General features: G+C 66.8%; 18 protein-coding genes. 15 read left to right on the forward strand and 3 right to left on the reverse strand.

Annotated elements, in window-relative coordinates:
• Positions 1–216 precede the first annotated feature (216 nt).
• Positions 217–2,439, forward strand: coding sequence for a polyribonucleotide nucleotidyltransferase (locus ArtHe_RS03535; protein ID WP_248318801.1), 2,223 nt, complete (start codon positions 217–219; stop codon positions 2,437–2,439).
• Positions 2,440–3,834, forward strand: coding sequence for a pitrilysin family protein (locus tag ArtHe_RS03540; protein WP_248318802.1), 1,395 nt, complete (start codon positions 2,440–2,442; stop codon positions 3,832–3,834).
• 111 nt (positions 3,835–3,945) lie between these two features.
• Here the strand turns inward: ArtHe_RS03540 and ArtHe_RS03545 are convergent, their stop codons facing one another.
• Positions 3,946–4,206, reverse strand: coding sequence for a MoaD/ThiS family protein (locus tag ArtHe_RS03545; protein WP_066302836.1), 261 nt, complete (start codon positions 4,204–4,206; stop codon positions 3,946–3,948).
• On the reverse strand, positions 4,207–5,337 hold the full coding sequence (moaA, locus tag ArtHe_RS03550; protein ID WP_248318803.1) for a GTP 3',8-cyclase MoaA: 1,131 nt from the start codon (positions 5,335–5,337) through the stop codon (positions 4,207–4,209).
• A gap of 152 nt (positions 5,338–5,489) precedes the next feature.
• Here moaA and ArtHe_RS03555 point away from each other — a divergent pair, with 152 nt between their 5' ends.
• The 10 genes from ArtHe_RS03555 (at position 5,490) to ArtHe_RS03600 (ending at position 14,636) form a co-directional block, all read left to right on the forward strand.
• On the forward strand, positions 5,490–7,016 hold the full coding sequence (locus tag ArtHe_RS03555; protein WP_248318804.1) for a molybdopterin-dependent oxidoreductase: 1,527 nt from the start codon (positions 5,490–5,492) through the stop codon (positions 7,014–7,016).
• Positions 7,017–7,075: 59 nt separating this feature from the next.
• On the forward strand, positions 7,076–7,876 hold the full coding sequence (locus ArtHe_RS03560; RefSeq protein WP_248318805.1) for a tyrosine-protein phosphatase: 801 nt from the start codon (positions 7,076–7,078) through the stop codon (positions 7,874–7,876).
• Positions 7,877–7,988: 112 nt separating this feature from the next.
• A complete protein-coding gene (gene glp / locus ArtHe_RS03565; RefSeq protein WP_248318806.1) occupies positions 7,989–9,320 on the forward strand; it encodes a gephyrin-like molybdotransferase Glp in 1,332 nt (443 codons plus the stop codon).
• Positions 9,321–9,358: 38 nt separating this feature from the next.
• A complete protein-coding gene (gene moaC, locus ArtHe_RS03570) occupies positions 9,359–9,874 on the forward strand; it encodes a cyclic pyranopterin monophosphate synthase MoaC (RefSeq protein ID WP_066302846.1) in 516 nt (171 codons plus the stop codon).
• The gene (locus ArtHe_RS03575) at positions 9,871–10,371 is read left to right on the forward strand and encodes a MogA/MoaB family molybdenum cofactor biosynthesis protein (RefSeq protein ID WP_248318807.1); all 501 of its coding nucleotides are present in this window, start codon (positions 9,871–9,873) and stop codon (positions 10,369–10,371) included. The genes moaC and ArtHe_RS03575 overlap by 4 nt, the downstream gene beginning before the upstream one ends.
• Positions 10,361–10,801, forward strand: a complete 441-nt coding sequence (locus ArtHe_RS03580; protein WP_248318808.1) for a molybdenum cofactor biosynthesis protein MoaE — start codon at positions 10,361–10,363, stop codon at positions 10,799–10,801. Before ArtHe_RS03575 ends, ArtHe_RS03580 begins: the two co-directional genes overlap by 11 nt.
• A gap of 16 nt (positions 10,802–10,817) precedes the next feature.
• Positions 10,818–11,576 (forward strand): 4-hydroxy-tetrahydrodipicolinate reductase, encoded by a 759-nt coding sequence (gene dapB / locus ArtHe_RS03585; protein WP_248318809.1) that lies wholly within the window; start codon positions 10,818–10,820, stop codon positions 11,574–11,576.
• A 12-nt stretch (positions 11,577–11,588) separates the two neighbouring features.
• Positions 11,589–12,068: a hypothetical protein gene (locus tag ArtHe_RS03590; protein WP_248318810.1), complete on the forward strand. Its 480-nt coding sequence runs from the start codon at positions 11,589–11,591 to the stop codon at positions 12,066–12,068.
• Between the two features lie 105 nt (positions 12,069–12,173).
• Positions 12,174–13,676 (forward strand): MDR family MFS transporter, encoded by a 1,503-nt coding sequence (locus tag ArtHe_RS03595; RefSeq protein WP_248318811.1) that lies wholly within the window; start codon positions 12,174–12,176, stop codon positions 13,674–13,676.
• Positions 13,677–13,754: 78 nt separating this feature from the next.
• Positions 13,755–14,636 (forward strand): DUF2268 domain-containing putative Zn-dependent protease, encoded by an 882-nt coding sequence (locus ArtHe_RS03600; protein ID WP_248318812.1) that lies wholly within the window; start codon positions 13,755–13,757, stop codon positions 14,634–14,636.
• A 53-nt stretch (positions 14,637–14,689) separates the two neighbouring features.
• Here the strand turns inward: ArtHe_RS03600 and ArtHe_RS03605 are convergent, their stop codons facing one another.
• On the reverse strand, positions 14,690–15,862 hold the full coding sequence (locus ArtHe_RS03605) for a heparan-alpha-glucosaminide N-acetyltransferase domain-containing protein (protein WP_066302855.1): 1,173 nt from the start codon (positions 15,860–15,862) through the stop codon (positions 14,690–14,692).
• A 121-nt stretch (positions 15,863–15,983) separates the two neighbouring features.
• Between ArtHe_RS03605 and dapA the strand changes: the two genes are divergently transcribed.
• The 3 genes from dapA to ArtHe_RS03620 all read left to right on the forward strand — a co-directional run bounded on the left by dapA (position 15,984) and on the right by ArtHe_RS03620 (position 21,592).
• Positions 15,984–16,904, forward strand: coding sequence for a 4-hydroxy-tetrahydrodipicolinate synthase (dapA, locus tag ArtHe_RS03610; RefSeq protein ID WP_066302857.1), 921 nt, complete (start codon positions 15,984–15,986; stop codon positions 16,902–16,904).
• 6 nt (positions 16,905–16,910) lie between these two features.
• Positions 16,911–18,602 carry a ribonuclease J gene (locus ArtHe_RS03615; RefSeq protein WP_066302859.1) on the forward strand — a complete coding sequence of 564 codons (1,692 nt, stop codon included), beginning with the start codon at positions 16,911–16,913 and terminating at the stop codon, positions 18,600–18,602.
• Positions 18,603–18,721: 119 nt separating this feature from the next.
• Positions 18,722–21,592: a DNA translocase FtsK gene (locus ArtHe_RS03620; protein WP_066302861.1), complete on the forward strand. Its 2,871-nt coding sequence runs from the start codon at positions 18,722–18,724 to the stop codon at positions 21,590–21,592.
• The last annotated feature ends 29 nt before the right edge of the window (positions 21,593–21,621 follow it).

Here is a 21,621-nt window from a genome sequence, read left to right on the forward strand (position 1 = left end):
CGCACCTGCCATCGGCAACACAGCAGTAAATAAGACAAATACAGGAGTCAGCCAGCATCGCAGCATTCGCGGTCCTCGGTAGTGGTCTACGGGAGATCTGCCCGTGGACCTCGATCGAAGACCGGGTGTTGAACCATCCACGCCGCACCGCAGCGCGGAGGATTCAAGGGACGATGCTGGGTGCCTCCGAACACTAAGAAACGGAGGTGGCTCTCTATGGAGGGTCCCGAAATTCAGTACTCAGAAGCCGTCATTGACAACGGCGCATTCGGCAAGCGCGTCATCCGCTTCGAAACCGGCCGCCTGGCCGCCCAGGCTGCAGGCGCGGCAATGGTCTACATCGACGAAGACACCGCACTGCTCTCGGCAACCACTGCCGGCAAGTCCCCGCGTGAAGGTTTCGACTTCTTCCCGCTGACCGTTGACGTCGAAGAGCGTATGTACGCCGCCGGACGCATCCCGGGCTCGTTCTTCCGCCGCGAAGGCCGCCCGTCCACCGAAGCCATCCTGGCCTGCCGCCTCATGGACCGCCCGCTGCGCCCCGCCTTCGTTAAGGGCCTGCGCAACGAGGTCCAGGTTGTTGTGACCGTCCTGGCGATCAACCCCGACGTGCTCTACGATGTGGTGGCCATCAACGCCTCCTCCATGTCCACGCAGCTCTCCGGCCTGCCGTTCTCCGGCCCGATCGGCGGCGTCCGCGTTGCCCTGGTCGACAACCAGTGGGTCGCCTTCCCGAAGCACTCCGAACTGGAGCGCGCAGTCTTCTCCATGGTGGTTGCCGGACGCATCGCCGGTGACGACGTCGCCATCATGATGGTGGAAGCCGAAGCTACCGACAACGCCTGGAACCTGATCAAGGAAGAGGGCGCCACCGCCCCGACCGAAGAGGTTGTGGCCGAAGGCCTGGAAGCATCCAAACCGTTCATCAAGGCACTGTGCGACGCACAGGCAGACCTGGCAGCCCGCGCCGCCAAACCGACCGTCGAGTTCCCGGTCTTCCTGGACTACCAGGACGACGCCTACGAAGCTGTTGAAGCCGCTGCCGCTGACAAGCTGGCACAGATCTTCTCCATCGCTGACAAGCAGGAGCGCGACGCCGCTTCGGACGCGCTGAAGGACGAAGTCAAGGCCGAACTGGCCGGCCGTTTCGAAGGCCGCGAGAATGAAATCTCCGCAGCTTTCCGTGCCGTTACCAAGCAGGTTGTGCGCCAGCGCATCCTCAAGGAACAGATCCGCATCGACGGCCGTGGCCTGACGGACATCCGCCAGCTCACCGCCGAGGTTGAGGTTCTGCCCCGCGTTCACGGTTCGGCGATCTTCGAGCGCGGCGAAACCCAGATCCTGGGTGTTACCACGCTGAACATGCTGAAGATGGAACAGCAGATCGACTCGCTGTCCCCGGTAACGCGCAAGCGCTACATGCACAACTACAACTTCCCGCCGTACTCCACCGGTGAGACCGGCCGTGTGGGTTCGCCCAAGCGCCGCGAAATCGGCCACGGTGCCCTGGCAGAGCGTGCGCTCATGCCGGTGCTGCCCTCGCGTGAAGAATTCCCGTACGCCATCCGCCAGGTCTCGGAAGCCCTGAGCTCCAACGGCTCCACCTCGATGGGTTCGGTCTGCGCCTCGACGCTGTCCATGCTCAACGCCGGTGTGCCGCTGAAGGCTCCGGTTGCCGGTATCGCCATGGGCCTCGTTTCCGACGTCGTCGACGGCGAAACCCGCTACGCCGCCCTGACCGATATCCTCGGCGCCGAAGATGCCTTCGGTGACATGGACTTCAAGGTCGCCGGCACCTCCGAGTTCGTCACGGCCATCCAGCTGGACACCAAGCTCGACGGCATCCCCGCCTCGGTCCTGGCCGCAGCCCTGAAGCAGGCCCGCGAAGCCCGCCTGCACATCCTCGGTGTGATGGACGCCGCGATCGATACCCCGGACGAGCTCTCCGAGTTCGCCCCGCGGATCATCTCGGTGAAGATCCCCGTGGATAAGATCGGCGAGGTCATTGGCCCGAAGGGCAAGATGATCAACCAGATCCAGGAAGACACCGGCGCTGACATCTCCATTGAAGATGACGGCACGGTCCTGATCGGCGCCACGGACGGCACGTCCGCCGAGGCTGCCCGGGCAGCGGTCAACGCGATCGCCAACCCGATGGTTCCGGAACTGGGCGAGCGTTACCTGGGCACCGTTGTGAAGACCACCACCTTTGGTGCCTTCATCTCGCTGACCCCGGGCAAGGACGGCCTGCTGCACATCTCCGAGCTGCGCAAGCTCTCGGGCGGCAAGCGCGTCGACAACGTTGATGACGTTGTCTCCGTAGGCCAGAAGATCCAGGTTGAAATCACCAAGATCGACGACCGCGGCAAGCTGTCGCTTTCGCCGGTAGTTGCTGAGGACGACGCCGAAGGCGAAACGGCTGCCGAGACAGCAGAGTAAATGCCTGAAAACACCACGGACAGCCGTTCCGGCGCGGACTTTTCCCGCGCCGGGACGGTTGTCCCGTTTCCCCTGACAACCCGGCCGGGCGATCCGGCCATTGAGATCGGCGACCCGGCGGGCGCCATCGTGCGCCGCTCCGTCCTTCCCGGCGGTGTCCGCGTCCTGACCGAGTCGATGCCCGGCCAGCGCAGCGCCACCATCGGCTTCTGGGTCGGCGTTGGTTCCCGCGACGAGGCCGAAGGCCGCCACGGTTCCACGCACTTCCTTGAGCACCTGCTGTTCAAGGGGACGGACCGCCGCAGCGCCATGGATATCGCCTCGGCTTTCGACGAAGTCGGCGGCGAGTCCAACGCGGCGACGGCGAAGGAAAGCACCTGCTATTACGCCCGTGTGCTGGACACCGACCTGCCGATGGCGATTGACGTCATCGCGGACATGGTCACCTCCGCCGTCCTCGATCCCGAGGAACTCGAGCAGGAACGCGACGTTATCCTCGAGGAAATCGCGATGGACGCGGACGACCCCGCGGACCTTTGCCATGAGAAGTTCGCCGAGGCAGTGCTGGGCGACCATCCGCTGGGCCGGCCGATCGGGGGCACCCCCGAAGCCATCAAGGCGGTCCCGCGCGAAGCTGTCCTGGAGCATTACCAGCGGCATTACCGTCCCGGGACGCTGGTGGTCACCGCAGCCGGCGGACTGGAACACGAGATTGTGGTGTCGCTGGTGCTGGATGCGCTGAAACGCGCCGGCTGGGAACTGGATGAGGCTGCCGAGCCGGTCCAGCGCCGGGACACCACTCCGGCGGCCATCACCGGTACCGGCGGGGTCCACGTCTACAACCGTCCGGTGGAGCAGGCCAACATCGTGATGGGCTGCCCCTCACTCGTCGCCACGGACAGCCGCCGCTTTGCCATGAGCGTGCTCAACACGATCCTGGGCGGCGGAATGTCATCCCGACTGTTCCAGGAGATCCGTGAAAAGCGCGGCCTGGTGTACTCCACGTACTCCTTCTCGGCGTCCTACGCCGACGCCGGGTACTTCGGGATGTACGCCGGGTGCTCACCGGCCAAGACGCGGCAGGTCATTGACCTGCTGGAGTCTGAACTGGACCGCCTGGCCTCCGACGGCCTGGAGCCCGGGGAACTGGAAAAGGCCAAGGGCCAGATTTCCGGCGGTATGGTGCTGGGCATGGAGGACTCAGGTTCCCGCATGTCCCGGCTGGGCCGTGCCGAACTGGTCAGCGGCGAGTTCATCGACATTGAGGAATCGCTGGCGCGGATCCGCGCAGTGACCGCGGAGGAAGTCCAGGCCCTCGCCGCCGAACTGGCAGCAGCGCCCCGGACGATCACCGTCGTCGGCCCGTTCGAGTCGGCCGCGGAGCTCGGTTTCTAACCCGGAATCAAACAGCAAGAGGTGGTTTTCCCCTTCGGGAAGGCCACCTCTTGCTGTACGCCGAACAGGTTGCCGTACCCCGGCCAGACCTGTGCCCCGGGCTGCAGGGAATTAGCCGCCGGCAAAAGGCGGGAGGATATCCACGGTGTCGCCGGGATCCAGCACAGCCGACCTGCTGCGGGCCGCAACCTCATTAACCAGGAACGTGCTCCGGCCGATCACGGTCTGGAGCACCGGTGTACCCTCGGGGGCGTCCGGGTGCCTCGCAGCCAGTTTCTCCAGCAGCTCACCCAGCTCCAACCGCCCCAGGTCCAGGGTTTCCTCTTCGATTCCGGCGGCCGCTTTCGCGGCGCCGAAGTAGCGGATCAGCACTTAGCCACCTATCGCACTCATAGTTCTGTCGGGCTGCACATAGTCCGGTGCGCCGAGCCCGGCGTGGTCCATTCCGTGGGCCTTGGGCTTGCCAAACATCGCTTCCTGCCAGCGGCGGGCGACGGCGGCGTCGTCGGTGCCGCTGCGCAGCAGTTCCAGCAGGTCTGTCTCCTCGTGCGAAAACAGGCAGCTGCGCACCTTGCCTTCGGCGGTGATCCGCGTCCGCCGGCAGTCGGCGCAGAACGGTTCAGTAACAGAGGCGATGATCCCGACGGTGCCGGCCACTTCCTCCGGCGTGCTGCGGTGCCGAACCTGCCAGCGCTCGGCCGGGGCACCGTCCCGGTTCCGCGGGTCGGGCGTCAGGACGAAGGATTCCTCCAGCAAAGCGCGGATCTCGGCCGCGGTGATCATGCCGTCCCGGGTCCAGCCATGGTCGGCATCGAGCGGCATCTGTTCAATAAAACGCAGTTCGAACCCCCGCTCCACGGCCCAGTCGAGCAGCCGGGGCGCCTCGGCGTCGTTAATCCCGCGCATCAGTACGGCATTGATCTTGATCAGACCGAGCCCCACGCGGGCGGCTGCCTCCACGCCTGCCAGCACCCGGTCCAGGAAGGGGCGGCGGGTGAGCTGTGCAAACGTTCCGGGATGCAGGGAGTCGAGGGAAACGTTAATCCGGGTCAGCCCGGCGTCCTTCAGCCGCTGCGCTTTCTTATCCAGGCCAAGACCGTTCGTGGTCAGCGAGACCGGCAGGTCCGGATGATTGGCGCGGATTCCGGCCACAATTTCCACCAGATCTGCGCGGACCAGCGGCTCACCGCCGGTCAGGCGAAGTTCGCGGACGCCCAGGCCGTCGACGCCGATCCCCACGAGCCGGACGATCTCCTCCGCCGTCAGGACCTTGTCCTTGGGCAGCCAGTCCAGTCCCGCGGCCGGCATGCAGTAGGTACAGCGCAGGTTGCATTTGTCCGTCAGCGACAGCCGCATATCCGTGGCCCGGCGGCCGAAACGGTCCACCAGCCCGTCCAGCTTCTCCGGGACGTTGTCCGGCACGGCGTCCGGGGCGGAGGTATCCGGGCTCCCCGGCAGCGGCCGCGGCGGCACAACGGCGGGCATACCCAGCGAAATTCCCATGCCTCGAGTGTAGGCCGTTTCACAGTGAGGCTCTAGGAACAGGGGCGCCGGGCCGGGTCGGTACCCCCTGCTGTCATACTCGAAAGAGGCGTAACCCAGCAGAACACCGCGGAACCGTGCGGAATCCGGGGAGCCTGGAGGGAGCAGCATCCATGCCGAGAACCTGGCCCTGGGCCGCGGCCGCCGGACTGGTGGCCGCGGCTATTGCCGCCGCTGCCGGAGAGCTGGCCGCCGCAGTGCTCAGCCCGTCCCTCTCGCCGCTGACCGCCGTCGGCGCCGTGGTGGTGGACGCCGTTCCCGCAGCCGTGAAGGAATGGGCCATCGCCACGTTCGGGACCGGGGACAAACTCGCCCTGCTCGCGGGAATGCTCCTGGTCATTGCCCTTATTGGAGCCGCCTGCGGCCTGCTCGAAACAAGGACTCCTCCCTGGGGCTCGGCCGTCATCGCCGCGTTCGGCGCCGCCGGGCTGGCGGCGGCCGTCACCCGGGCGCAGTTCTCTCCGCTGGCGCTGCTGCCGCCGGTCATTGCCGGCGTTGCGGGGGTGCTCATTCTGCGGGCCCTGGCCGCGCGGATCCGTGCGTACCGGGCAGCTCCGCCCGCTGAGGCCGGCGTCCGGCGCCGGGAGGTGTTGGTTGGCGTCGGCGGGGGAGCGGCTGTGGCAGCGGTTGGCGGCGGCCTGGCCGGGATCTCGCGAAGCTCGCAGGTGGCGGTTGAGGGTCTGCGGGCCGGCGTGCAGCTGCCCGCTCCTGTCCAGCCTGCCCTGGCCATCCCGGCCGGTGCGGATCTTGGTATTTCCGGAGTGGATCCCCTGGTGACCCCGAACCCGGACTTCTACCGGATCGACACTGCACTGCGGGTTCCGCTGGTGGATCCGCGGGACTGGCGGCTGCGGGTCACGGGCCTGGTGGAGAAGGAACTGGAGATCAGCTTCGCGGAGCTGCTCGCCAAGCCGCTGCAGGAGAGCTGGGTAACCCTGGCCTGTGTCTCCAACGAGGTCGGCGGATCCCTGATCGGCAACGCCCGGTGGCTCGGCTGGCCGGTCCGCCATCTCCTGGCGGCCGCCGGGGTGAAGGAAGGCGCCGACGCTGTGCTGTCCACCAGCGAAGACGGGTGGACGGCAACCACACCGCTGGAGGCCCTCACCGATGCCCGCGATGCCCTGCTGGCAGTGGGGATGAACGGGGAGCCGCTGCCGCCTGAACATGGTTTCCCGGTCCGGCTGGTTGTCCCCGGACTCTACGGCTACGTCTCCGCGACCAAGTGGGTGACCGAGCTGAAGGTTTCACGGTTCGCCGATGAAGCAGCGTACTGGACCGACCGCGGCTGGTCCGAACGCGGTCCGATCAAGCTCTCCTCCAGGATTGACACTCCGGCCCCGAACGCGGCGGTGCCGGCGGGCACGGTCACCGTGGCAGGGGTGGCCTGGGCACAGCACACTGGCATCAGCGGTGTGCAGGTTAGGGTCGACGACGGCGGCTGGCAGGATGCCACGCTGGCGGCTGGAATCTCTGCCGATACCTGGCGGCAGTACTCCGCACAGGTGGAGCTGACACCCGGTGAGCATACGATCACGGTGCGGGCCGCCGATGCCAACGGAAACCTGCAGGATGAAACGAAACGTCCGGTGGTTCCAGACGGAGCAACCGGGCTGCACACCATAAAGGTGAATGCCGGTTGAGCGCCGTCCCGGCCGTCCCTCGCCGGGAGCAGGACCGCCTCATGGGTTAGGGTCACCCTGTGAAGCTAACGACTCTTGAAGGAACAGCCAACTTCCGGGACGTCGGCGGCCTGCCGCTGGCAGGAGGAGGCACAACAGCCTCCGGAGTCCTGTTCCGCTCCGATGCACTCAGCGCCCTGACGCCCCGCGGCCTGGAGGCCCTGGCCAGATCCGGTATCGGCGTGCTCGTCGACTTCCGAACCCCGGCCGAACGGCAGATGGCTCCGGACCGGCTCCCGCCCGGACATCCGTTCCGCACCCTTGAACTGCCGTTGTTCGAAGGAGCCTTCACTTCCCGCGCCCGGGAGGAGATGCAGCGTGCGAACCTCGCCGGCGATTCCGAGGCGGCGGCCCGCGCGGTGCAGGCGGGGATGGCCCAGCTGCCGACCCTGGGGCAGATCTACACCGGAATGCTGCAGACGGGTGCACCGCTGTTCGCCGCGGCCGCCCGGACCGTCGCCGAAGCTGATGAATCTGGGGCACTGCTGCACTGCACGGCGGGCAAGGACCGCACCGGGGTGGCCACCGCCCTCCTGCTTGAAGCTGCCGGCACGGAAACCGAGGCCATAGTTGCCGACTACCAGCTCAGCGAACGCAGGTTGGCAGGCGAGTGGTCGGACCGGACGCTGAAGATGATCACCGGGATGGGGCTGCCCCTGACCGAGGAAATCGTCACGCTGGCTACCCGCGCACCGGCCGCAGCCATCACCTCGGCCCTCGAATGGGTCCAGGAGAATCACGGCGGGGCGGCGGGCTACCTCCGGGCGGGCGGTCTGCTGGACGAGGAGCTGGACCGGCTCCGGAAGCGGCTGCGCGGCTAACCGGGGCAGCGGCTTTACGCGGCAGAGGCCCGGGGGAGAACGTGCGGGCGCAGAATCTGCCTACAATTCGTCTCAGTGCGCCCGCAGAAGGGGCACCCGGCCGAGGAGGAACGTGAGCAGCACAGGTACACGCACCCGGACGGTTGCCGGGCACCAGCAGCAGGTGCAGGACCTCTTGGCAGGCTGGCTGGATGCGGCTTCGGCCCGAAACGAGACGCTCGGACTGGAGCAGGCCGCCGGACGCGTCCTTGCCGGGCGTATCGTGGCTCCACGCAGCCTTCCGCCCTTCGCCAACTCACAGATGGACGGCTACGCCGTCCGCGCATCCGACCTGGCAGAAACGCCTGGACCAGCCACCTCCCGGCCAAGCACAGCCCGGCCAAGCACAGCCCGGCCAAACACAGTCACCCCAGGCGCAGCCACCCCAGGCACAGTCCAGCTGCTGGTAGCTGCTCCGATCCCCGCTGGAACAGCGGCTCCCGCACTGGCTCCCGGAACCGCCGCCCCGATCATGACCGGCGCCATGCTCCCCGCCGGAGCCGACGCCGTCGTTCCCATCGAGCGGGCGGTGCCCGATTCCTTCTACCCCGCTCACGAAGCCCAGGGGGCCACCGTGAGCCTCCCCGGCGGAGTCCCGGCCGGACAGTTCGTCCGCGCAGCAGGAAGCGACATCGCCGAAGGGACAGCAGCTCTGCCCGCCGGTACCCGGCTCGGAGCCGCCCAGCTGGGGCTGCTGGCCGGGCTGGGGCTGGCGTCTGTTACGGTCCGGCCCCGCTTCCGGGTGCTGCTCCTGAGCACCGGGGATGAGGTGGTGGAGCCCGGAAAGCCGCTCGCCCCCGGACAGATCCACGACGCCAACACCACGCTCCTGGCGGTGAGCCTGCGCGAAGCCGGCGCTGAAGTGGCCCATTCCAGGATCGTCGCCGATGAGCCGGAGGTTTTCCGGGCGCAGCTCCTGGAGGATCTGGCACAGCATCCCGCCGACCTGGTCCTGACCTCCGGCGGTATCAGCAAGGGCGCCTACGAGGTGGTCCGGCAGGCGCTGGCCGCCGGCGGCGTGCAGTTCTTCCCGGTGGCAATGCAGCCGGGCGGGCCGCAGGGAATCGGGACGGTGGACGGGGTTCCGTTCCTCGGATTTCCGGGCAATCCGGTGAGCTGCCTGGTGTCCTTCGAAATGTTCCTCCGCCCCGCACTCAGCGCCCTGACCGGGCTGCCCGCCCCGCGCCGGAGAATCCAGGCCAGGCTCACCGATGCCGCAGCCAGCCCGCAGGGCAAGCTGCAGGTCCGCAGGGGCCGCTATGCCGACGGCACCGTGGAACTGGTCGGGGGAGCAGGATCCCACCTGATCCACGCCCTGGCCTCGTCCAATGCCCTGGCCCTGCTGCCCGAAGACACCGAACACGCGGAGGCCGGGACGGAAGTGACAGTATGGCTGTTGGACTAACCCCGCGTGCAGCACCGCACCACCGAAAGGAACCGTCGATGCCCGTAGAACAGCCCGGAGCAGGCAATACCGGAGAAGAACGGTCCGCACCGGCACTGACCCACGTCCGCGCCGACGGTACCGCCCACATGGTGGATGTCTCCGCCAAGGCGGAAACCTCCCGTGAAGCCACCGCCCAGGCCGTCCTGAAGACCACGCCCGACGTCGTCCGGCTCCTCGCCGACGGCGGGCTGCCCAAGGGCGATGCGTTCGCCGTCTCCCGCGTCGCCGGAATCATGGCCGCCAAACAGACCTCGAACCTTATCCCGCTGTGCCATCCCCTGCCGCTGACCAAGGTCACCGTGGACTTTGAACCGCAGCAGGACGCCGTCGTAATGCGGGCCACCGTCAAGACCAAGGCGCTGACCGGCGTCGAAATGGAAGCCCTGACAGCCGTCTCCGTGACGGCACTGACGCTCTACGACATGATCAAGGCGGTGGACAAGCACGCCGTCATTTCGGACATCATGGTGCTGGCCAAGTCCGGCGGCAAGAGCGGAGACTGGACACTGTGAGCACCGGTCCAACGCTGCCGGCCCGCCGCACGGCGGCGGTCCTGGTTGCCTCCACCCGGGCGGCGGCCGGGCTGTACGAAGACGAAACCGGGCCGCTGCTGCAGGACTGGTTCTATGCCCTGGGCTACGACGTCGTCCTGGCGGAGGTGGTGCCCGACGGCGAGCAGGTGGGACAGGCGCTGGCCCGCATGCTGGCGGCCGGGCCGTCGGCCATCATCACCAGCGGCGGCACCGGGATCAGCCCCACCGATGTCACTCCGGAGCAGACGCTGCCGCTGCTGGAGCGCCAGGTCCCCGGCGTCATGGAGGCCCTGCGCGCGGACGGGCTGACAAAAACGCCCATGGCTGCGCTGAGCCGCGGCTACGCCGGCACAGCCGGGCGGACCTTCGTTGTCAACCTTCCGGGTTCCCCGTCAGCGGTGGCTGACGGGCTCGCGGTCCTGGAACCGCTCCTTGGACATATCTGCGGCCTTCTGGAGGGCAGGAATGAGCACTAGCGAAGTTGTTGCCGCCGCCGTCGGCACCGCCGTACTGGACGCCGAATCCGCCTGCAGTGCTGTCTGGACCCCGCAGGCCGGAGCCGTGGTGAGCTTCAGCGGCATTGTCCGGAACCACGACGGCGGCAAGGACGTGGCGTCGCTGGGTTACAGCGCCCACCCCACCGCCGGGCCGGTGATTGCGGACGTCGCCGCGGGCATCGCGGCGAAGTACGACGGCGTCCGCATCTGGGTAGGCCACCGCACCGGTCCGCTGGAGATCGGGGAAGCGGCGCTGGTCGCCGCTGTGGCGTCGGCCCACCGCGGCACCGCGTTCGCCGCCTGCTCGGAGCTGGTGGACACGGTCAAGGCCCAGGTGCCGATCTGGAAGGAACAGGTTTTCGGCGACGGTTCGGTGGAGTGGGTGGGCGTCAGCGATGCCCCGGCCTGACCGGTAACCTAAAACCATGAGGAATAAACTGCCAGTCGCGGTGCTCGGAGCCACCGGACGCATGGGATCCGAAGCCGTCAAAGCCGTGGAAGCGGCTCCGGACATGGAACTGGTGGCCGCGCTCGGCCGCAACGACCCGCTGGAAACCCTGGTGTCCGCCGGTGCCCGATACGTGGTGGATCTGACCGTCCCGGACAGCACCGAAGCCAATGTCCGCTTCGCCGTCGAGCATGGGATGCATGCCGTCGTCGGAACCACCGGCTGGGACGCCGGGCGCCTGGAGCGCCTGACGGAACTGCTGGCGGAACATCCCGAAACCGGCGTCCTCATCGCCCCGAACTTTGCCCTCGGCTCCGTGCTGGCCACCGCTTTCGCTGCCAAGGCCGCACCGTACTTCGAATCCGTGGAAGTGGTGGAACTGCATCACCCGGATAAGGTGGACGCACCCTCAGGCACCGCCGCCCGCACCGCCGAGCTGATGGCCCGCTCCCGCGCCGACGCCGGGACAGCGCCGTCACCGGACGCCACCGTCAAGGAACTTCCGGGCGCGCGCGGAGCCGATGTAGACGGCATCCGCGTGCATTCCGTCCGGCTCCGCGGACTGGTGGCCCACCAGGAAGTCCTGCTGGGCGGGGAAGGCGAGCAACTGACCATCCGCCACGATTCCTACGACCGGGCCTCCTTTATGCCAGGCGTCCTGCTCGGGCTGCGGCAGGCCGCGGAGCACCCCGGCCTGACCGTCGGACTTGACGGCTACCTCAACCTGAACGCCTAAGGAAACCCTTCGTTGTCCACTTTCTTCTCCGGCCTGTTCCATAACCGGGCGAAAATCGGTGTCCTCCTGGTCACCCTGCTCCTGGCTTTCTACCTGGTCGTTGTTGCCCAGCGCGGCTGGCTCCTGCTGACCTCCGACGGGTTCACGGCGAAAGCCATGGGCCTGGCGTACTTTGTGCTGCCGCTCGTTGGTGTGTGGGCGCTGGTGCGCGAGCTGCTCTTCGGTGTGCAGACCGAAAAAATGGCCAACATCCTGGCCGACGAGGGCGGGCTGCCGGTCGATGACCTGCCGCGCACCCCGGGCGGCAGGATTGTGCGGGAGGCCGCCGATGCCCAGTTCCCGGTCTATCAGGCCGAGGTCGAAGCCGCCCCGGAAAACTGGCGTGCCTGGTTCCGGTTGTCCTGCGCCTACGACGCCGCCGGTGACCGCAAGCGCGCCCGCTCGGCAATGCGGCAGGCCGGGAGGCTGTTCAAGCCCGCACGCCAGTCCTAACCCGCCCGGGCCTGCCCGCCCTGCCGGTGCGTACCGGCCGTTCACCGGTGCTCAGCCAGGGTGCCGTCCGGAAACACCGTTTCTTCCAGCCACCCTAGGATTCCCTTGACTAAAACGGCCGCAGGCCACGCTTCCTCGTCCGCTTCAGCACAGTCCCCGGCTGCGCCTGCTGATCCGCATGCCGGCCGCAACCGGCTCGTCATTGGCATCCTGATCGTCTCGGCGTTCGTCGTCATCCTGAATGAAACGATCATGAGCGTGGCACTGCCTACGCTGATGGCGGACCTGGACATCAGTGCGGCCAGCGCCCAGTGGCTGACCACCGGCTTCCTGCTCACCATGGCGGTCATCATCCCCGTCACGGGTTTCCTGCTGCAGCGTTTCCATACCCGGCAGATCTTCCTTCTGGCCATGATCCTGTTCAGCGCCGGCACCCTCCTGGGGGCGGCAGCACCGGGCTTTGCGGTGCTCCTGATCGCCCGCGTGGTGCAGGCCAGCGGCACGGCCATCATGCTGCCGCTGCTGATGACGACGGCGATGACGCTGGTGGCACCGGCCGCCCGCGGACGCACCATGGGCAACATCTCGATCGTGATCTCCGTGGCGCCGGCGATTGGACCCACCATCTCCGGAATCATCCTCAGCGCGCTCAGCTGGCGGTTTATGTTCATCATCGTTCTGCCGGTCGCTGTCGCCGCGCTGGTGCTTGGCGCCGTGAAAATCCAGAACGTCACCGAGCCCCGCAGGGTTCCCCTGGATGTGCTTTCCGTGATCCTCTCGGCGTTCGCCTTCGGCGGGCTGCTCTACGGGCTTTCCGCGATCGGGGAAAGCGCCTCGCATGCTCCGGCTCCCGTCCCGCCGCTGCTGCCCTTCGCCGTCGGCGTGGCTGCACTGGTCCTGTTCATCTTCCGGCAGGGGCGGCTCGCCCGCGTCTCCGCACCGCTGCTTGACCTGCGCACCTTCCGGAGCCGGAACTTCTCCATCTCGATCGCCATGATCGCGGTCTCCAGCATCGCGCTTTTCGGCAGCCTCATTGTCCTGCCGATCTACATGCAGTCAGTGCTCGGCCTGGATACCCTGACCACCGGACTGATGCTGCTTCCCGGCGGGCTCATCATGGGCGTCCTGTCACCGGTCGTTGGCCGCATTTATGACAAGGCCGGACCCACAGCGCTGCTGGTTGCGGGCTCCGTCCTGGTCAGTGCTTCACTGTGGATCATGGCGACCGCGCTGAACGCGGACACGCCCGCGCTGATGATCCCCGCCGTCCACGTTGTCCTGAGCATTGGGCTGGCGATGACGTTCACCCCGCTGTTCACCTCAGCACTTGGATCCCTGAAACCCAGCCTCTATTCCCACGGCAGCGCCATCCTGAACACCGTCCAGCAGGTCATGGGTGGTGCCGGCACGGCTCTGTTCGTGACCCTGCTGTCCACCGGGACCGCGGACCGGCTGGCCCAGGGCGCCGGGGAGCTCGAAGCGACGGCCGCAGGGGTTCAGGCGGCCTTCCTCGCCGGGGCCTGCATCAGCCTGCTCGCCGTCGCCGCGGGCTTTTTCGTCCGGAAGCCCGCTGCCCAGGGAGAGGCCCCGTTTCCTGCCGCCCACTGACGCGCTCCCCGCTTCCCGGGGCAGGCGGGAGGAGGAGTGCTTGACCTTGACGCTGCGTAAACCTTTAGGGTGAACCGCATGATCACTGTTCTAGACACTGCAGAAGGTATGGCCGCGGTACTGGCGGCCCCGGAGCAACACCGTCCGGACGTGCTGCGCAGCATGCTGGCACCCGTGCGGGGCATGTACCGGTACGTTCCGGGCGAGCCGGACCCGGTGGCGATGCACGGAATGGGATTCGGATTTCCCCTGGACAGACGCATCGAGGAGACCCGTGAGGCCCTGGCGCAGCTGGTCGCCGCAGACGCCTGGGGGCGGATTGAACGTGCTCTGCTGGCAGCTGTGGACCTGCAGCTCGGGGTGCTTCCCGGAATCACCGTTCCGGACATCGTCTTCCTGCTTGAGCTCGGGGACCTGGACGAACCGTATTTTATGGGTCCGGCGCGCGGATTCAGCGGCAACGGCAGCGCCACGGGCTTCATTTCGCTGACCCTCTGGCCGACACCGGAGAACCTGGAACGGCTGGAAGCGGCGGCGGTTCATGAACTGAACCACAACCTGCGTTATGCTCCGGGTGGTGTGGTCTGGGATCCGGCGACGGTTGTGGTCGGTGAGCAGATCGTGTCCGAAGGGCTCGCCGATGCCTTCGCACGGCAGCTCTACGGACCGGCCGGCTACACCCCCATAGGCACGCCGCATCTGGACGATGCCGCTGTCTTCGACAAGGTGGTCACCGGGCTGGAGGTTGGGGGCATGCAGAACTTCACGGCATGGGTGCATGGAGACGAAGCCGCGGAACGCTTCGGAGCCGAAGCAGTCGGCCTTCCGGCCGGAGCCGGCTACGCGGCGGGAAACCGTTTGGTTGATGCTTACCTCTCCGCCACCGGGAAAACAGCTGCCCAGGCACTCCACGCGCCCAGCCGCGATGTCATCGAAGTTGCCCTGGGCGCGCTCCGGTGACCGCGGCCTGCCTGCTGGCCGGCGGCGTCGGACCGGCCGGAACGGCGCTGCGCCTACCGCCGGTTCTCCGCCAGGGTTCCGTCCCGGGCCAGCCGTGAAGCGCCTGACGCGATGGTCTCCAGGGGGCCGCGCGAACCGAGGCGGATGAACGCCAGGCCGATCAGCACGGCGGCCGCGGCCTGGGGCCAGAAAACCCAACCGGGATCCAGCGCCGGCTCCTGCGCATCCACCAGGGCCATGACCCAGATATGCATGCTGTAGAGCGTCAACGTGATGGCTCCGGCGGCCGAGAGCGGCAGCAGCAGATTGGGGCGGGCCCGGGTGAGGAGCAGGCAGATGCCAACCACCGCGGCAGCCGTGCCGGCGGTGTGCAGCAGGTCGAAGGTGGTTCCGGAATGCGGTGCGCTGACCGTGAGCCACCACCATGACCCGGACTGGTCGACGCCGGTAAGGTTCACTTCCAGCATCCGCCCGATCGGCCAGGTCTGCCCCGATTCGGTCTTGAGCAGTTCAGCGAAACCGCCCGCATCAATGAGCAGGTACCAGCTGAGGAATTTCGATCCCACGGCCGCAAATATCCCGGCGAAGACCAGGCCCGCCTGGACCGTCAGGCTTCCGAGCTGCAGGCGGCCGATCACCATGCCGATCAGCAGATAGCTCATCCACTGCACCGTGGGGTACACGCCGGTGAACAGGACATCGGCCAGCAGGGTGGCCGGTTCCAGGAAATGTTCCCAGGTGATGTTGCCGTCCACTCCGGGGGGAACCAGGTTTGCATTGATCCAGGGGCGCACCAGGTAGGCCAGGACGGGGGAGAGGCACACCCAGGCACCGGCCCAGACGGCGAGTCTCGGCAGGCGCATGTTCGTGAACGGCAGCACCATCAGGAACAGCACGGCGTAATGGAACAAGATGATGGCAATCGAGGTCTCCAGGCCGCCGAGCAGCAGCCCGACCAGCGCGATGACCCCGGCGCGCGCCGCGATGCCACGCCGGTTCCGGGCGGGGGAGCGCGCGGAACCCGGATCGGCTCCGCCGGTCAGCAGGGCGATTCCAATCCCCGCCACAACGGCGAAAAGAGCCGACGCGCGTCCGGAAAAGAGCAGCGCCACCATCGAAGGTGCTCCCGTTTCAGGGTTGTACAGCGGGAAGATGTGCGTGGACATCATTCCCAGCAGCGCCACACCCCGGGCAGCGTCGATGCCCGTCAGCCGTGTTCTGCTCATTCCAGAATCGTCTCACAACGGCCTTGGGCTCCCTGCGCGGCACTCATGGGAGCCGAAGCGCTTCGGCGCATCGGGTGTCTCCGTTGTCCCAATCGCAGGTGCAACAGGTAACGTTTTACCCATGGCAGACTCTGATATTCGTTCCCGCCCGTTTGGAACCCTGGTGACGGCTATGGTCACCCCGTTTACAGCCGACGGTGAGGTGGACTTTGAGGCCACCGCGTTCCTGGCCAACAAGCTGGTCGAGGACGGCTGCGACGGTCTTGTCATCTCCGGAACCACCGGCGAAACCTCCACGCTGGAGGACAGTGAAAAGGAAGACCTCTTCCGCGTCGTGGCGGAGACCGTCGGGGGCCGGGCCAAGGTTATTGCCGGGACCGGAACCAACCACACCTCCCACTCCGTGGAAATGGCGAAGCGGGCCGAGCGGGCCGGTGCTGACGGCCAGCTGGTCGTCACCCCGTACTACAACAAGCCGACCCAGGCCGGCGTACTGGCACACTTCGACGCCGTTTCCCAGGCGAGCGAACTGCCCATCATGATCTATGACATCCCAGGCCGCGCCGGGATCCCGATCACCACCGAGACGATGTTCCGTCTCGCAGAAAACCCCAAGGTCCTTGCCCTCAAGGACGCCAAGGCCGACTTTGCTGCCGTTACCCGGGTCATGGCCAACACCACCCTGGACGTTTACGCCGGCGACGACGGACTGACGCTGCCGTGGATGGTGGCCGGAGCCGTCGGCGTCGTAAGCGTCAGTGCCCACGTGGCCACCCGGGAGTTCCGGGCCCTGGTCGACGCAGCCGCAGCAGGAGATTTCGACAAGGCGCGCAGGATCCACTTCGACCTGGATCCTGTAGTGCGCGCAGTAATGACACACATACCAGGTGCCATTTCCGCCAAGCAGATCCTCAAGATGCAGGGAGTGATCCCCAACGCCGCTGTACGGCTGCCGCTGGTGGCTCCCGACGCCATTGAAATGGAAGCTGTCCTGGCGGACCTGGCCGAAGCAGGATGGGACTTTTCCCAGGACAAGGCGTAATACAACATGATTGAAACTGCGGATACCGCACTGAAGACCCCTCCCCGCCTCAAGCCCGGGACGCTGCGCATCGTAGCCCTGGGCGGGCTCGGAGAAATCGGCCGCAACATGGCCGTCTTCGAAATCGACGGCAAGCTGCTCATCGTGGACTGCGGCGTGCTCTTCCCGGAAGAGACGCAGCCCGGCGTTGACCTGATCCTCCCGGACTTCTCCTACATCGAGGACCGGTTGGACGACGTGGTGGGCGTAGTGCTCACCCACGGACACGAGGACCACATCGGCGCGGTGCCTTACCTGCTGCGCCTGAAGAAGGACATCCCGCTGATCGGTTCCCAGCTGACGCTGGCGCTGATCGAAGCGAAACTGCAGGAACATCGGATCAAGCCCTTCACACTCACCGTCAAGGAGGGCCAGGTTGAGCAGTTCGGCCCCTTCGAATGTGAGTTTGTGGCCGTCAACCACTCCATCCCGGACGCCCTGGCGGTGTTCATCCGCACCAGCGCAGGCACGGTCCTGCACACCGGCGACTTCAAGATGGACCAGCTGCCGCTGGACGGCCGCATCACCGATCTGCGCGCCTTCGCCCGGCTCGGCGAAGAGGGCGTGGACCTCTACATGGCGGACTCCACCAACGCCGACGTTCCCGGCTTCACCTCACCGGAACGCAACATCGGCCCGGTGCTCGAAGAGCTTTTCGGCAAGGTCAAGAAGCGGATCATCGTCGCTTCCTTCTCCTCGCACATCCACCGTGTCCAGCAGGTGCTCGACGCCGCTGCCGCCCACGGCCGGAAGGTCTGTTTCGTAGGCCGTTCCATGGTCCGGAACATGGCCATCGCGGAGAAGCTGGGTTACCTGAACGTTCCCGACGGCATTCTCGTGGACCTGAAGAACGTGGACAACATGCCGGACCACAAGCTGGTCCTGATGTCCACCGGTTCGCAGGGTGAGCCCATGGCAGCGCTGTCGCGCATGGCCAACGGCGACCACCGGATCAGCGTCGGCCGCGGTGACACCGTCATCCTTGCCTCCTCGCTGATCCCGGGTAACGAGAACGCGGTCTACCGCGTGATCAACGGACTGATGAAGCTTGGCGCCGACGTCGTGCACAAGGGCACGGCCAAGATCCACGTATCCGGACACGCCTCGGCCGGGGAACTGCTGTACACGTACAACATCCTGAAGCCGAAGAACGCCATGCCGGTGCATGGTGAAACGCGCCACCTGATCGCCAACGGCAAGCTGGCGGCACAGACCGGTGTCCCGGAAGAGAACATCATCCTGGCCGACGACGGCACTGTGGTGGACCTGGTCAACCACAAGGCCCGCGTGGTCGGCAACGTTGAATGCGGCCTGGTCTACGTGGATGGATCCAGCGTCGGCGAGATTACCGACACCGACCTCAAGGACCGCCGCATCCTGGGTGAAGAAGGCTTCATCTCCGTCATCACCGTGGTGAACCGCACCACCGGAACCATCGTGTCCGGACCGGAAATCCACGCCCGCGGATTTGCCGAAGATGACACCGTGTTCGACGAGATCAAGCCCAAGATCAGCAAGGCGCTGGAAGAAGCGGTGATGTCCAACCGGGACCACACCGCCTACCAGCTGCAGCAGGTTGTCCGCCGCGTCGTGGGCACCTGGGTCAACCGCCGCCTGCGCCGCCGCCCGATGATCGTACCGGTGGTCCTGGAAGCGTAGGACCACCCGCCAGCAGCGGCTTGTTCCTCCCCGCCGGGGTTCCCGGGCGGGGAGGAACAACGCCTGGATTGGCGCGTATATTCGGGGTTTTGAGACCCTGATCCGGTAGCGTGGCAGATATGGCGACTCGTACTTCCCCTGCCGCACGCGGCAGTTCCCCTAGCCGGACACCTGCCCGCAACGCCGGCGGGAGTTCCGGGGGGAAAGCAGCGCCGCGGGGGAAGGCCACCGGCAGGCAGTCCAAGGCGCAGCCCGAAGAGACACTGCCGCTGCCCCTGCGGGCCATCCAGGGAGCGTGGATGGGAGTTGCCCGGATCGTGGGCGCCGGAGTGCGCAAACTAGGCACCGACGTCGTTCCCGACCGTGAGATCCGCCGCGACGGCACCGGTTTCTTCCTGATCCTTACCGCACTGCTCGTAGCCACCGTTGAATGGTGGGCCCTCCGCGGACCGGTGGCGGACGTCATTCACGCCGGCGCAGCCGGCACCTTCGGATGGATGGCCGTCGTCCTGCCCTTTATGCTCCTGACCGCCTCCGTCCGTCTGTTCCGCTACCCGGAACGGCACCGCGCCAACGGCCGGATCAGCATCGGCCTGACCCTGATGCTCTGCTCGGGCGCGGGCATCACGCACCTCATCGGCGGCGCTCCCGCACTCTCCGACGGCTTTGACCGGCTCTGGGTCTCCGGCGGAATCGTCGGATTCCTCGTGGCCGGGCCGCTGTCCGCCGCGATCACTAAATGGCCGGTCATCATCCTGCTGTCGCTGCTGGTCTTTATCTCCATCCTCATCGTCACGGCCACACCGTTCCGGCACATTCCGCTGCGCCTGCGCGCGCTCTACGAACACCTCATGGGCCAGGACCTGGCTCAGGACGATCCTGAGGCCCACGACCAGAGCTACCTCTACGCCTCCGACCGTTCGGTGAAACCCAAAAAGGCCAAAAAGCCCAGCCGGTTCGGACGCGGACGCCGGGACGAAGAGGAAGAGCATTCCGAAGGCTTTGCCGGAGACGAGGCCTTTGAGGCCGCGCTGCTGCGCGACGAGGAGGAACGGCAGGAAGCCGCCCTGGCCGAACCGGCAGTTCCCCCGGGAGTCCGCCGCCCCACCAAGGCCGAACTCGCCACGCAGAAACTGCGCCGGCAGCAGGGCCTGGAAGAGGACGCCGAACCCCCGACAGAGGCGATTTCCCTGGTCCCCGAAGCCGCTGCCTCCCTGGCCGCGGTTCCGCCCGTACCGCCGGTTCCCTCACGCCCCGTGGCGAATGTGCCGCCGTCGGCTCCGATCCCGCAGCGCACCGAACAGCTGCAGCTCTCCGGCGACGTCACGTACACACTGCCGCCGTCGGACTTCCTGCCCTCCGGCCCGCCGGCCAAGGAACGCTCCGAGGCCAACGACGCCGTGGTTGCCGCCCTGACCCACACCCTCGAGCAGTTCAACGTGGACGCCAAGGTCACCGGCTTCTCGCGCGGCCCCACGGTGACGCGCTACGAGATTGAGCTGGGTGAAGGCACCAAGGTGGAGCGTGTCACCGCGCTGTCCAAGAACATCTCCTACGCCGTCGCCAGTTCCGACGTGCGCATCCTTTCGCCGATCCCGGGCAAGTCCGCCATCGGCATCGAAATTCCGAACGCGGACAAGGAAGTCGTGGCCCTGGGCGACGTGCTTCGCTCCAACGCCGCCCGCAAGACCGAGCACCCGATGGTGATGGGCGTGGGCAAGGATGTGGAGGGCGGCTTCGTCGTCGCCAACCTGGCCAAGATGCCGCACCTGCTGGTGGCCGGTGCCACCGGTGCCGGTAAGTCCTCCTTTGTGAACTCGATGATCACCTCGATCCTGATGCGCTCCACGCCGGACGAGGTCCGGATGGTCATGGTGGACCCCAAGCGCGTGGAACTCACCGCCTATGAAGGTGTGCCGCACCTGATCACCCCGATCATCACCAACCCGAAGAAAGCCGCCGAGGCACTGCAGTGGGTGGTCCGGGAAATGGACACCCGCTATGACGACCTGGCGAACTTCGGTTTCAAGCACATCGACGACTTCAATAAGGCCGTGCGCAACGGCAAGGTGGTGCCCCCGGCGGGGTCCAAGCGGGTTATCCGGGCCTACCCATACCTGCTGGTGATCGTGGACGAGCTCGCAGACCTGATGATGGTCGCCCCGCGCGACGTCGAAGACTCGATTGTGCGCATCACCCAGCTGGCCCGGGCGGCCGGCATCCACCTGGTGCTGGCCACGCAGAGGCCCTCGGTCGACGTCGTCACCGGCCTGATCAAGGCCAATGTTCCCTCCCGGATGGCCTTCGCCACCTCCTCGGTCACCGACTCCCGCGTGGTCCTGGACCAGCCGGGCGCGGAAAAGCTCCTTGGCCAGGGCGACGCACTGTTCCTGCCGATGGGTTCCAACAAGCCGATCCGTGTCCAGGGCGCCTGGGTGACCGAGTCGGAGATCCACCGCGTGGTGGAGCACGTCAAGACGCAGCTGCAGGCCGTTTACCGCGAGGACGTGGCCGTCACCGCGCCGAAGAAGCAGATCGACGACGACATCGGAGACGACCTCGACGTGCTGCTGCAGGCCACCGAACTGGTGGTCACCACCCAGTTCGGCTCCACCTCGATGCTCCAGCGCAAGCTCCGGGTCGGTTTCGCGAAGGCCGGACGACTGATGGACCTGCTGGAATCCCGGGGCGTGGTGGGCCCGTCCGAAGGCTCCAAGGCCCGCGATGTGCTGGTCAAGCCGGATGATCTGGCAGCCACCCTGGCGGCCATCCAGGGCGGCGAGCCACTCTCCGGTGCCGACGCGGCAGCGACAGCCGCGCTGGCAGAAAATGCCAACGTCAACCAGGGGTTTGACGCCGATGGCCCGGTGGACCTCGTGGCCCAGGACCTGGACTCGCGGCCGCAGGCAACGGAGTATTACGACGGGTCGGACGGGTCCGGCGGCGATGAGGATGGATCCGAGGACGCCTGGAATCTCACGGGACGCTGAATCTAGGGCGAGACGTGAATCTCAGGCAC

This window comes from Arthrobacter sp. Helios (assembly GCF_023167125.1).
In the GTDB taxonomy this organism is placed as follows: domain Bacteria; phylum Actinomycetota; class Actinomycetes; order Actinomycetales; family Micrococcaceae; genus Arthrobacter_B; species Arthrobacter_B luteolus.